Origin of the sequence: Providencia sp. PROV141 (genome assembly GCF_028481645.1) — a bacterium.
Lineage (GTDB): Bacteria > Pseudomonadota > Gammaproteobacteria > Enterobacterales > Enterobacteriaceae > Providencia > Providencia rettgeri.
The window spans coordinates 37,487-50,325 of record NZ_JAMPPR010000019.1; the positions used below are offsets into that span (position 1 = coordinate 37,487).

At 39.0% G+C, this 12,839-nt stretch carries 12 protein-coding genes; 5 read left to right on the plus strand and 7 right to left on the minus strand.

Annotated features, from left to right (window positions below; genetic code table 11):
- Window positions 1–15: 15 nt before the first annotated feature.
- Window positions 16–753: a L,D-transpeptidase family protein gene (locus PSF09_RS13800; RefSeq protein ID WP_272684018.1), complete on the plus strand. Its 738-nt coding sequence runs from the start codon at window positions 16–18 to the stop codon at window positions 751–753.
- Here the strand turns inward: PSF09_RS13800 and PSF09_RS13805 are convergent.
- Both PSF09_RS13805 and lpcA read right to left on the minus strand, forming a co-directional pair.
- Window positions 724–1,491, minus strand: a complete 768-nt coding sequence (locus PSF09_RS13805) for a class II glutamine amidotransferase (protein WP_004914108.1) — start codon at window positions 1,489–1,491, stop codon at window positions 724–726. The two genes, PSF09_RS13800 and PSF09_RS13805, sit on opposite strands and share 30 nt — an antisense overlap.
- Window positions 1,492–1,519: 28 nt before the next feature.
- Entirely contained in the window at window positions 1,520–2,098 is a 579-nt protein-coding gene (lpcA, locus tag PSF09_RS13810; protein WP_004914109.1) for a D-sedoheptulose 7-phosphate isomerase, read from the minus strand.
- A gap of 390 nt (window positions 2,099–2,488) precedes the next feature.
- Between lpcA and fadE the strand changes: the two genes are divergently transcribed.
- The gene (gene fadE / locus PSF09_RS13815) at window positions 2,489–4,954 is read left to right on the plus strand and encodes an acyl-CoA dehydrogenase FadE (RefSeq protein WP_272684019.1); all 2,466 of its coding nucleotides are present in this window, start codon (window positions 2,489–2,491) and stop codon (window positions 4,952–4,954) included.
- Between the two features lie 101 nt (window positions 4,955–5,055).
- Here the strand turns inward: fadE and PSF09_RS13820 are convergent, their stop codons facing one another.
- The 4 genes from PSF09_RS13820 to lysA all read right to left on the minus strand — a co-directional run bounded on the left by PSF09_RS13820 (window position 5,056) and on the right by lysA (window position 9,042).
- Window positions 5,056–5,730 carry an SEL1-like repeat protein gene (locus PSF09_RS13820; protein WP_272684020.1) on the minus strand — a complete coding sequence of 225 codons (675 nt, stop codon included), beginning with the start codon at window positions 5,728–5,730 and terminating at the stop codon, window positions 5,056–5,058.
- 6 nt (window positions 5,731–5,736) lie between these two features.
- Window positions 5,737–6,969 (minus strand): hypothetical protein, encoded by a 1,233-nt coding sequence (locus PSF09_RS13825; protein WP_272684021.1) that lies wholly within the window; start codon window positions 6,967–6,969, stop codon window positions 5,737–5,739.
- A gap of 10 nt (window positions 6,970–6,979) precedes the next feature.
- A complete protein-coding gene (locus tag PSF09_RS13830) occupies window positions 6,980–7,618 on the minus strand; it encodes a sel1 repeat family protein (RefSeq protein ID WP_272665453.1) in 639 nt (212 codons plus the stop codon).
- A gap of 164 nt (window positions 7,619–7,782) precedes the next feature.
- Window positions 7,783–9,042 carry a diaminopimelate decarboxylase gene (gene lysA, locus PSF09_RS13835; RefSeq protein ID WP_272684022.1) on the minus strand — a complete coding sequence of 420 codons (1,260 nt, stop codon included), beginning with the start codon at window positions 9,040–9,042 and terminating at the stop codon, window positions 7,783–7,785.
- A gap of 126 nt (window positions 9,043–9,168) precedes the next feature.
- Here lysA and PSF09_RS13840 point away from each other — a divergent pair, with 126 nt between their 5' ends.
- Window positions 9,169–10,104 (plus strand): LysR family transcriptional regulator, encoded by a 936-nt coding sequence (locus tag PSF09_RS13840; protein WP_272665456.1) that lies wholly within the window; start codon window positions 9,169–9,171, stop codon window positions 10,102–10,104.
- Here PSF09_RS13840 and PSF09_RS13845 read toward each other — a convergent pair.
- On the minus strand, window positions 10,078–10,998 hold the full coding sequence (locus PSF09_RS13845; RefSeq protein ID WP_272665458.1) for a LysR family transcriptional regulator: 921 nt from the start codon (window positions 10,996–10,998) through the stop codon (window positions 10,078–10,080). The two genes, PSF09_RS13840 and PSF09_RS13845, sit on opposite strands and share 27 nt — an antisense overlap.
- 132 nt (window positions 10,999–11,130) lie before the next feature.
- Here PSF09_RS13845 and PSF09_RS13850 point away from each other — a divergent pair, with 132 nt between their 5' ends.
- Together PSF09_RS13850 and PSF09_RS13855 are read left to right on the plus strand one after the other, a co-directional pair.
- Window positions 11,131–12,003 carry an MBL fold metallo-hydrolase gene (locus PSF09_RS13850; protein ID WP_272665459.1) on the plus strand — a complete coding sequence of 291 codons (873 nt, stop codon included), beginning with the start codon at window positions 11,131–11,133 and terminating at the stop codon, window positions 12,001–12,003.
- A 172-nt stretch (window positions 12,004–12,175) separates the two neighbouring features.
- The gene (locus tag PSF09_RS13855) at window positions 12,176–12,820 is read left to right on the plus strand and encodes a DsbA family protein (protein WP_272684023.1); all 645 of its coding nucleotides are present in this window, start codon (window positions 12,176–12,178) and stop codon (window positions 12,818–12,820) included.
- Window positions 12,821–12,839: the final 19 nt, after the last annotated feature.

A 12,839-nucleotide genomic window follows, 5' to 3' on the forward strand; every position in this document is an offset into this window, starting at 1 on the left:
TGATATGGCTTAGATATGAAATTAAGTAAATTTTTTAGTGCAATTTTCTTATTTGTACTCATATATTCTCCTGTTATTCAGGCGAGTAACTATTCATTTCTACTTAATAATAACGTATCGGATAGCTCAAACTCATCTATTTTTATTCAAATATTTAAGCAAGAAGGTTTATTAGAACTCTACCAAAAAACGCCATCAGGAAAATATAAACTGTCGAAAACTTACCCAATTTGTAAGTTTTCTGGCGGGCTAGGCCCCAAAAAAATCGAAGGTGACCTAAAAAGTCCAGAAGGATTTTATCAAATTACTGCCGAACAGCTCAATCCTAATAGTCAGTATTACCGATCTATCAATATTGGTTTTCCTAATGAGTTTGATAAAGCACAAGGTTATAGTGGCAGCTATCTTATGATCCATGGCAGTTGCGTTTCTGTGGGATGTTATGCCATGACAGACAAATATATGGGCGAGATTTACCAAACAGTAGAAACGGCCTTACTCGGTGGACAGTCCGTCATTAATGTCAGCATTTATCCATTTAAAATGACAAATGAAAATATGCTGCGCTATCGCAATTCCAGCCACTATACTTTCTGGAAACAATTACAACCGGCTTACGAGTATTTCAACCGCACAGGAAGGCCTGCTGAGGTGTCAGTCTCTTTAGGTAAATATGCGGTTATTGACCAAGCTGAGACTCCAACAAAATTGTTAGGGTCTAAATCACAATATGCGCTCACCAAGATAGAATAAGACAAAATTGCCTGGGTCAATTCGCTGCCAGTTTTCGTTACCCGTGAGTGGTTGCGTTGCAATCACAGAGACCACATCAGTAGGTGTCGTGCACTGCTCGAAATCGATTTCAATATCTTGGTCAAGTAATTTTGCTTTACCAAACGGTGCCTTACGCGTTAGCCAATGTAAATTCGTCGAGCTAAAGGCCATCATATATTGCCCATCGGACAGCAACATATTAAATACACCTTTATGACGCAATTGGTCAGCTAGTGTCGCAATAAAACGGAACACACTTTTCCAATTTGATGGCCTACGTGGATACTTTTCACTGAGTTGATGAAGTATCCAGCAAAATGCCCATTCGCTATCGGTTTCGCCTATCGGGCAATAGCGCCCAGTTTTCAGTGTACGATATCCTTTTAACTGCCCATTGTGCGCATAAGTCCAATTACGCCCCCATAGCTCGCGTGTAAAGGGGTGAGTGTTCACTAACGACACATCCCCTCGGTTTGCTTGGCGAATATGAGCAACAATACTTTCTGATTTAATCGGGTATTCCTGCACAAAGCGAGCGACAGGTGATAAAAAACTAGGTTGAGGATCTTTAAATGTGCGACACCCGAGCCCCTCATAAAAGGTAATTCCCCAGCCATCTTTATGTGGGCCCGTTTGACCTCCTCGGGAAATCAACCCACTGAGGCTAAACGAAATATCAGTTGGAACATTGGCACTCATGCCAAGTAACTCGCACATTTAAAAAACTCCTGAAACAGTAATAACGTTATTTCACCATCTCTTTTTCGATTAACTGAATTAAGATATGAATAACTTTAATATGAATTTCTTGGATACGGTCGGCATAACCAAAGTGTGGGACACGAATTTCAATATCCGCAGTTCCCGCCATTTTCCCGCCATCTTTACCTGTTAATGTGATGACTTTCATGCCTTTTTCACGTGCAGCTGCAATCGCTTTAATAATGTTCCCAGAATTTCCAGAGGTAGAAATTCCAAGTAAAACATCACCTTTCATGCCAACGGCTTCAATAAAACGTGAAAAAACATACTCATAACCGAAGTCATTACTCACGCAAGATAAATGGCTCACATCTGAAATTGCAATCGCAGGATAGCCCGGACGGTTTTCGCGATAACGCCCTGTTAATTCTTCAGCGAAATGCATTGCATCACAGTGAGAGCCCCCATTACCACAAGATAATACTTTGCCACCCGCTTTAAAAGAGTCAGCCAGTAAAACGGCAGCCTGTTGGATAGCAGCAATATTGGCATCATCGCTAAGGAAATTCGATAACGTCTCGGCCGCTTCTGTCAGCTCACCGCGGATTAGGTCTTGATACATGAGATTTCCTCTTAATTAAGAATACGTTATAGAAAGCATGATTAATTCATATCCAGATCATCCTAAAAGAAAAATGTCGCTCCATGGCAAAACTCAGATAGATATCAGTAATTAATCTTTAATAGTCAGATTGTTGCACAGGGATAATTTTGTTTCTACTTTTGATTGTGCTGTCTTGACCCTATCGACAAAATTCATCGTGACTCATAGCCAATAACCTGACTTTTCATAGAGCCGATAATATAAATTACTACGATACTTTCCTTTATATGACGTTTTTGTGAGCTAAGTTGTAATTAGGATGTAAATATATTGCTAATTCTTTATTAATGGGTATAGATTAAAGCAATAAACAGGTCAGACCTCTTACAAGTAGACAGGAGCTTCGCTATGATCCTTCTCAGCATCGTGTTATTTCTCGCTTTAATCGGCGTACTTTGTTATCACAAAACATCTTTAGTTTTTAGCTCAGTATTATTATTGGCTTATACCGCGGTTATGGGAGTCATCAATATTTGGAGCTACTGGATGTTACTGCCAGTTGCCTTGGTATTATTTCCTTTTGTCTTCACTCCCGTACGCCAATCGCTTTTCTCTATCCGCGCGATGAAAATGTTCCAAAAAGTCATGCCTCCTATGTCAAGCACAGAAAAGGAAGCCATTGACGCAGGAACAACGTGGTGGGAAGGTGACCTTTTCCGCGGAGCGCCAGATTGGAATAAACTGCATAATTACCCAAAACCACAGCTAACCGCAGAAGAACAAGCTTTTATTGATGGGCCTGTTGAAACCGTTTGTGGCATGGTCAACGACTTCGAAGTGAGCCATGAACTGGCAGACCTAACGCCTGAAGTGTGGCAATACCTGCGTGATCACCGCTTCTTCGCGATGATCATCAAAAAAGAATACGGTGGTCTAGAGTTCTCTGCATATGCACAGTCTCAGGTTCTACAAAAACTCGCTGGTGTCTCCGGTATTCTAGCTATCACCGTAGGGGTACCAAATTCATTAGGTCCGGGTGAATTACTGCAACATTACGGTACTGATGAACAAAAACAACGCTATTTACCAGGCTTAGCTACAGGTGAGGAAATTCCGTGCTTTGCATTAACCAGCCCAGAGGCAGGTTCCGATGCCGGCGCTATCCCAGACTCAGGTGTCGTTTGTATGGGTGAATGGCAAGGCGAGCAAGTATTAGGAATGCGCTTAACATGGAACAAACGCTATATTACCTTAGCACCAATTGCCACGGTATTAGGCCTCGCATTCAAACTTTCAGACCCTGATAAACTATTAGGTGGCGAGAAAAACCTTGGTATCACCTGTGCACTCATTCCAACTAATACCCCTGGCGTTGAAATTGGTCATCGCCACTTCCCACTCAATATTCCATTTATGAATGGCCCTACACGCGGAAAAAATATTTTTGTTCCAATCGATTACATTATCGGTGGGCCAAAAATGGCAGGCCAAGGCTGGAGAATGTTAGTTGAGTGTCTTTCTGTCGGTCGTGGTATTACATTACCATCGAACTCAACAGGTAGTTTGAAGAGTATCGCTATCGCGACAGGAGCTTACTCTTATATTCGTCGTCAATTCAAATTACCGATTGGTAAAATGGAAGGTATTGAAGAACCACTAGCTCGCATCGCAGGTAATACCTATCTGATGGATGCAGCAGCAACTCTCATCACCTCTGGAATTATGTTAGGTGAGAAACCTGCCGTTCTATCCGCTATTGTTAAATACCACTGTACACACCGTGGCCAGCGCGCCATTATTGATGCCATGGATATTACAGGTGGTAAAGGAATCTGTCTTGGGGATTCAAACTTTGTTGCCAGAGCCTACCAAGGCGCACCTATCGCCATTACGGTTGAAGGGGCAAATATCCTAACCCGCAGTATGATCATATTCGGTCAAGGGGCTATCCGTTGCCATCCATTCGTATTAGAAGAAATGGCCGCAGCACAGGATAATAACTTACATAAATTCGATAAAGCCGTATTTGGGCATATTGGTCATGTGGTTAGTAACCAATTCCGTAGCTTCTGGCTTGGTTTAACCAATGGTCGCGGAAGTCATGCGCCAACCAAAGATGAAACGCGCCGTTACTATCAAATGCTAAACCGCCAAAGTGCCAACTTAGCATTACTATCCGATGTTGCCATGGGTGTGTTAGGGGGTAGCTTGAAACGTCGTGAACGTATCTCTGCTCGCTTAGGAGATATTTTAAGCAACTTGTATCTCGCATCTGCAACCTTAAAACGTTATGAAGATGAAGGTCGTCAAAAAGCAGACTTACCATTAGTGAAATGGGCTGTTCAAGATTGTTTATATCAATCAGAAAAAGCGATGGATGATCTCCTGAAAAACTTCCCTAACAAGTTGGTTGCAGGGGTAATGCGCATCACGCTGTTCCCTACTGGCCGTGCGATGTCAACACCATCAGACCGACTAGACCATAAACTGGCTCAAATTCTGATGGAACCATCAGAAACACGTGACAGACTGGGCCGTGGGCAGTATTTAACACCTACGGAAAACAACCCTCATGGCCTTGTAAACCAAGCTCTGCTCGATATCATTGCTGCTGAACCAATCTTTGAGCGCATCTGCCGCCTGAAAGAGCGTAAACTCAGCTTTACTCGCTTAGATAAACTTGCAGACCAACTACTTCCTGAAAATGTAATTACACAAGAAGAAGCTGATATCTTGCGCAAAGCAGAAGCAAGTCGGTTACGGACGATTAACGTCGATGAGTTTGAGTTTGATGATTTGGGTGTACTTCCGACAAAAAAGTCACCAAATGAACAGTCAGATGAAGAAACCAGTAAGAAAAAGAAAGCGGCTTGACTAATTATTAAGTAATAAAAAAACTCAAGGAGTTATTCGCCCCTTGAGTTTTTTATTAGTGCAAATTACACATCAATTTTCTACATACCCGAGGAGTTTGCTCATTGTTTGGCCTCTAATATATAAGGTCGTAATTTAATTTTATTATCCCAGTCACCTAGCTTAAATTGGCAAATCTCCCCTCCTCCATTTGCGCAAATTGTTAGATACTCTTTTGCTTTGTCTATTTTTCCAAATTCGTAAAAATAGATTTCAGAGGCAGTCTCTAACGCTAACTGCCGATAACACCCTTCTATTTTTATTAATTTTTCCCAATAATTTATTGATTCATCTAAATTAACCGGCATGCCAATACCATATTGATTAAAATAGGCTAGTTTATATAAACCAAACTGAAAACCAGGCTCAATTTCCACTGTTTTCTTCAAATGCATTAATGCTATTGTGCAATTTTCATCAGCAACTCGCTTGCTACTCTTTGACGACCTTACTGAACAAGCAGAATCATCGAAGTAGAGCAAAAATAAAAAATAATGGCTTTTAACATCACCTTTACTCGCTTTTTTTTGTAATTCAATAAAATCTTGGGGCGTTCGAATTGGCTTCATTGAACGAAAGAGCTTTTCATCACCTGTATCTCGAATGTTATACATTGAAAAATTTAACATTCTGTAAGAAGGAATTTTAACAATATTTCCATTTACACTAGCGTGATTACCTAACTGTTTTCCACAACCAGTTAGAATAATAATTAAAACAACTAATATTTTATTCATATTAACCTATAATAAAATATCGATACCTCTAGCTGCTATAAGGAAATTAATACCTACTATTGAGCAATCTGATCTATTAATTAACTCAATAGGTGTATCATCATTAAATGATGATATTATTTCTGCCAGTCGGTTATTTGTTGAACTTTTATTTTTTTGTTTGAACCATACATCAACGACATCTGACTTACGACCATCAGACCATATCACTTCAGATATTAATTTATGTTGATTCGCATTTTTATCAACATATGCAGATTTAGAATAATTTAACTTTATTGATAAAATCCCAACCTCATCTAAAGTTAATAATTCACCAACCTGTGTTTTACCATCACTATTTTTATCTTGCCATAATTTAAGAGCATGCCATTTAAGGTCATCATGATTAACAACACTATCGTTATTACTGTCAATATCTAATAACCCATCAAACCCATTTAATGAAAGTGACCCGTCATCTTTGCAATAATCATCCCCAAACAATTCGCTAGAGTCATTAATAACTCCATCATTATTTTTATCCATAACTAATAAAGCATCATTAGGATCAACCCAACCTGTTACTTTTTCATTGCCCTTAAATTTAAAAACAACCCCAACACTGTCAGAAAGTGTTTTTACTCCATCATGGTTCAAGTCAATAATCAATGGAGTCTCATAATCTGATGCTACCAACTTTATTTTCTTTAAAATTTCCTTTGGACTATTTGGTAGCTTTATACTTTCAATACCTGATTCTTGGAGAAAGTCATTTATAAAGTCAATACAATTATTTGATAGAAGATTATAGTCTTTATTATCTGATGAATTACTCTTCATGGAATTATATTTATTAAATAAATTATTTAGGTCATTATGAAAAAAATGACCTTGCCCTGCAATTGTCAAAGATGATGCTTCTGGATAGCGATTATGGTCATCGAATGAAATATTATCTGAATTTGTAAGATAACTATTACCCGCACTATAGCCTACTGTGACACTTTCATATTGATTACTTTGTGGATTTATACCTTTAATCCCAATAAATACATGTCCAAATGTGGACTCATTAATATTGGTATTATCACCAACGACATCAATAAACTGACTGTTTGGTGGGGCAACAAATATCGTAAAGCTAGGCCCTCCATAATCAGTAAAACCACTACTATTTAAGTCAAAATATTTTGTATCCCCTTCATTTATTACTTGTAAGTAATGTTGCGGAACATAATTTTCATTAGATATATTCATCTATTTCCCTTTAATTTTTATTAATATACTCATCAATATCATTACGATATTTTTTACATTTTTCACTACCATGCCTTGCACCAAGGTCAGCATAATAACGAGCTTTATTAATATCTTTAATTTTTCTGTTTTCATCAAACAACGTAATGTGAACTAAATAATCACAAACCAATAACGCATCCTTCCCTCCTTTATGAATGACTGTATCCAATATAGAAACAGCCTTCTCCTTATTTCGTTCAAATACAACCCCTTGATAATAAAGTTGACTTAATTCATACAAAGCCAAACTGTTATTTTTATTTTGTTTTATTGATTCAATTAAGTATTCCAAGGCTTTTAAACACGTTAAGTCAGGTTTCAAATTATTTAAATAAACACCATTACAATTAGAATCCTTATAGAATAATTTAAATAATAACAAATTACTGTTCGAGTCCCCACTGCTAGCACTATTCATTAGTTGATTAAAATAAAATTGATTTCTTGGCGTAGGTGTTTTCTTATTAATAAGTGGATCATAGTTTATAAATTCAGAGCTATAGTTAAAGTTCAACATTCTATATGATGGCATCAAGCTATATTTTTGATTCTCATCAGAATGACACCCTGATAATAAAACAGCTAGTAGAAATAGTTTTTTTTGCATATATTCAAATGAATAGAATTTATAAAATTAAATTATAATTTCATTCTCACACAAAAACAGAAATTGTAAATAATCTAAACAGCAAACTTACTCCTAAAATAAACCAAAAAAGCCAGCTAAATCACAGCTGGCTTTTTACCGTTATTTTAATAATATTTAAAACATTACAATTCCAGAGCCAATAGCTCTTCAATCGTTTGGCGGCGGCGAATCAATTGCGGCTTACCATTTACAAACATCACTTCGGGTAATAATGGACGGCTATTGTAGTTTGATGACATGGATGCACCGTAAGCGCCAGTGTCATGAAAAACCAGAAAATCGCCAACTTTCACCTCGGGTAAAGCACGGGTTACCACTAAACCACCCTCTAACTGGGTAAATACATCTCCTGATTCACACAGTGGGCCAGCAACAATTGTGTCTTTTAGTTGGGCCCCATCAACGTTACGTCCATCCATCGGTAATACCGAAATATGGTGATAACTGCCATACATCGCTGGACGCATTAGGTCATTAAAACCACTGTCTACAAGCACATAGTGGCGACTACCCATGTCTTTAACGGCTCGCACTTCTGCTAATAGTACCCCAGACTCAGCAACTAAATAGCGGCCGGGTTCTATTTCAAGTTCAATTTTGTGCCCTAAGTGTTGCTCGATACGTTGGCGAGCGTTATCCCATAAGCTGTAATAATGCTGCACATCGATTAATTCATCACCTTCACGATAAGGGGTTGATAACCCACCACCTGCTGAAATGGCATGAAGGTCAACCCCTGCAGTTGTGACTAACGCCACCATAGAATCACACACATCTGCAAGATGTTGATAATCAACCCCTGAGCCAATATGCATATGAATACCAACTAGCGATAAATTGTAATGGTGAATTTTCTCTAACGCTGCAGGTAAATCTTCATGCCAAATACCGTGCTTACTATTTTCACCACCAGTATTGGTTTTTTGGCTATGGCCGTGACCAAAACCAGGGTTGATGCGTAACCAAACAGGATGGCCAGCTTTTTGCTCGCCAATTTGCTCAAGCATGTCAACCGAGCCTGCATTCACAGGGATATCTAGCTCAGTCACTTTCGCTAATGTGGCTCTATCGAGCACATCCGCTGTAAAGACGATTTCTGAGTTCTCACGCCCAGGCTGGAACCCTGCCACCAGCGCACGTTCAATCTCCCCTAAGGAAACTGAATCGACTTTAACGCCCTGTTGTTTCATTAAGTGCAGGATATGAATATTCGAACATGCTTTTTGTGCAAAGCGGACGGTATCAAAAACTTGTAATTGCTTGATACGTTCAATAATCACCGCGCTATCATAAACCCAAACAGGGCTACCGTACTGCTCAGGTAATACACGTAGATATTCAGGTGTTAAATATTGGCTTGTTGTCGTTGCGAATGAAGTCATTGTCTTTCTCGTTTGCAAGTTTTTATTATATTAAAAGCTATTATTCAAAGAATAATACGGGAAAAAAAATATCTATTTTGCTAAAGTCTATTCATATTTGATATAGACTTTATTTAAGGACTTCCTATGCAAGCTATTTCATGGCGGCACATTGAAATATTCCGTGCTGTAATGACTGCCCCCAACCTGACGGAAGCCGCTGCGCTGCTAAACACCTCACAACCAACTATCAGCCGTGAACTTGCTCGCTTAGAATACCTTTTACAGTTTAAATTATTCGATAGGGTCAAAGGACGTCTACAGCCAACAGTACAAGGGTTACGGTTTCTTGAAGAAGTCGAACGCTCTTATTATGGTTTGGAGCGCATTAAAAACTCAGCGGAAACTATTCGACGCTTCGAACATGCCCAAATCTCGATAACCTGTTTACCTGCTTTCGCGCAATCTTTATTGCCCCATGTTTGCCAATCGTTTATGGAAAATTACCCTGATGTCAGCATCACAGTGATCCCGCAAGAGTCTCCTGTTTTAGAAGAATGGTTGTCCGCTCAGCGTTACGATTTCGGTTTAACAGAACATTTGCAAATGCCACCTGGAACTGAACAACAAACACTGGGAAGTTTAAATGAAGTGTGTGTCTTACCCGCAAGTCACCCTTTAGCTCAAAAAAAAGTCCTAACCCCCAACGATTTTCAAGGCCAACGTTTTATTAGCCTATCATTAACTGACAGCTATCGTCAGTTGATTGACTCAACTTTTGCGGAGCACCATGTCGAGCGCAAAATGGTAATGGAAACGCATTCAGCATCATCTATTTGCGCTATGGCACTAAAAGGGATTGGTATTTCTATTGTTAACCCTTTAACTGCATTAGATTTTCATCAACAATCTGCTGGGAAGTTAGCTCTGCGCCCACTCAGCTTTTCCATTCCTTTTACCGTTAGCTTGATAAAACCTATTCACCGCCCTTCATCACAATTGACCAATATTTTTACTCAACATTTAAAGGATAACTTTAATCAAATAAAAACCCAGCTAATTTCCGCGCTGTTGCATCAATAACTGCCAGTGAGGTGAAGTTGCAAACCAATTAGCGAGATAATCAATCACCACCCTCAATGCAGTTGGCATTTTTTGCCGACTCGTATACACAGCGTAAATGCCTAAAGGCATTGGCGTATATTCAGGTAATAGTTGAACTAACGCCCCAGAGGCCAAATGATCAGCAACAGAATAATATGGTTGCATAGAGATACCTGCACCCTGCAATGTTGCCTCAGCGAGAAATACAGATTCATTCGCACTTAATCGCCCATCAACCAATACACTATGCTGCATACCTGCTTTTTCAAATACCCATAAGCTACGACCAAAAAAATTGTAGGTTAAGCAATCGAGTAAAACTAAATCTTCTGGTTTTTCGGGATGTTTTTTCCCTTTTAAAAAATCAGGTGAAGCACAAATGACAGAATGGCAAGTTGATAATGGTTTTGCGATTAAACTCGGCTCCAGTTGATTAGTAATACGGATAGCCAAGTCAATTCGTTCCTCTATTAAATTAACTGATTTATTCGATATTTGCATATCTATAGCCATATTCGGATAGAGTTTCATAAACTCAGCAATAGCCACAGAAAGCGCACTTTGGGCAATAGATTGTGAGCAACTAATGCGCACTAAACCAGATAATGCTTTTGCATCAAGCTCTTGCTGCACAGGGACCATTTGGGAAATAGCATTAAGTTGCAAAGATTGTTGATATACCCCTTCCCCCGCTGAAGTTAAACTTAATTTCCGCGTGGTACGATTTAATAAACGCACTCCCGCCCATTGTTCCATTTCCGACAAATAGCGAGTCACCATCGCTCTCGACATCTCTAATTTTTCTGCTGCCCCACTCAGACTGCCTTGTCCAACGATAGTAATAAATACTTCTGCTGCCTTTAATCTATCCATACCACTCTCATTTGACTGAATTATGCAACAAACAACACCTAATTATGGGGTTTTTCATCTCATCATTGCAATTTAATATACACGACATGCAAAAAACAAGCTTTCCTGTATAACTTTATTTTAGGATACAAAATGAAATTTACCTTATTAGCTGCAACCGTGTTATTCGCTACAACGATGAATTTGGCTCAAGCTGAAACACTAACATTAGATGTTTATAATCCTGGAAATAACAGTGTATTTCCGGTTTCCTCTGAAATTATTAGCGGCTCAAGTGAAGTGGTGTTAATTGACGCACAATTTCAAAAAAATGATGCACAACAATTGGTTGATAAAATTAAAAAGCTCAACAAGAAATTAACCACGATTTATATTAGCCACTCAGATCCTGATTACTATTTTGGGCTCGATACCCTAACAAACGCCTTCCCTGAAGCTAAAGTGGTCGCGACAGCAAACACAGTTGAAGCCATTAAAGCAACTAAAGATGGCAAACTGGCTTACTGGGGCGGTGTATTAAAAGATGAAGCGCCTACCCATATTATTGTCCCTGAGGTTATTAAAGGAAATAGCTTCACAGTTGATGGTGAACGGCTTGAAATTAAAGGCCTTGATGGCGCTTCGCCAGATAGAACTTATGTCTGGGTTCCATCATTAAAAGCCGTTGTGGGGGGCGTTATTGTTTCTGACAATATTCATGTTTGGGTAGCAGATACACAAACAGAAGAGTCACGTAAAAATTGGCAGCAAACATTAAAAGACATCAAAGCACTGAACCCAACAATGGTTGTTCCCGGTCACTTTACGGGAGCATCTAAATTAGATAAAAGTACGGTTTCTTTTACTCAAAAATACTTACAAGATTTTGAAAATGCAGCAAAAACAAGTAAAAACTCAGATGAACTCATCCAAAAAGTTGCGGTAAAATATCCACAATTAGATGACAAATCAAGTTTAGAGCTTAGTGCAAAAGTTGTTAAAGGCGAAATGCAGTGGCCTCAATAACCAAGTAATACTCACTATTACAGCCATTTTGCGCGGTATGTTCCGTAGCAACTCACTGAATGACTAAAAGCAATTTGGCTGATTTAACCTAATGATAGTGGTATTAATTTTTTGATGATAATGATACAACTTAACTCAAATTACTTAAAAAGATCAAATAGAGAGAACGATTATGAGCAACATCACCCTACACTATATTTATGACCCTTATTGCGGCTGGTGCTACGCCGCTGCGCCTTTAATCGAAATTGCCAACCAACACCCAAGTATCAACATTGAAATGCATGGTGGTGGTATGTTAGCTGGCAATGCTCGCCTACATTTAGATGATAATTTTCGCCAATATATTCTGCAATCTGATAAGCGTATTGCATCCATGACAGGGCAAGTATTTGGTGATGACTATATAAAGATGCTACACGAACCTAATTTGGTTATGGACTCAACACCACCACAAACCGCTATATTGGCTGCAACCAAGCAAAGCAAAGGCTTTGAGATGCTTAAAGCCATCCAAAAAGCGCACTATATTTCAGGACGCCACATTAAAGATACTGCAGTGCTTCTTGACCTCGCTAAAGATATTGGCCTTGATGTAACACAGTATGTGTCTGACTACAGCGAGTGCGAACAACATGAAACCGCCACTCACATCACAAGTAGTAAGACCTTGTTAGCCCAGTCAGGGGCATCTGGTTTTCCAACTCTGTTAATACAACAACAGGGTAAATGGTTACGTGTTCCATTACAGAATTACCTCGGTGAGCCAAGTAAATGGCAGCAGTTTTTAGATTCTTTGGTAACCGCAGCGTCTTAATAATCACCCTTTTTAATAA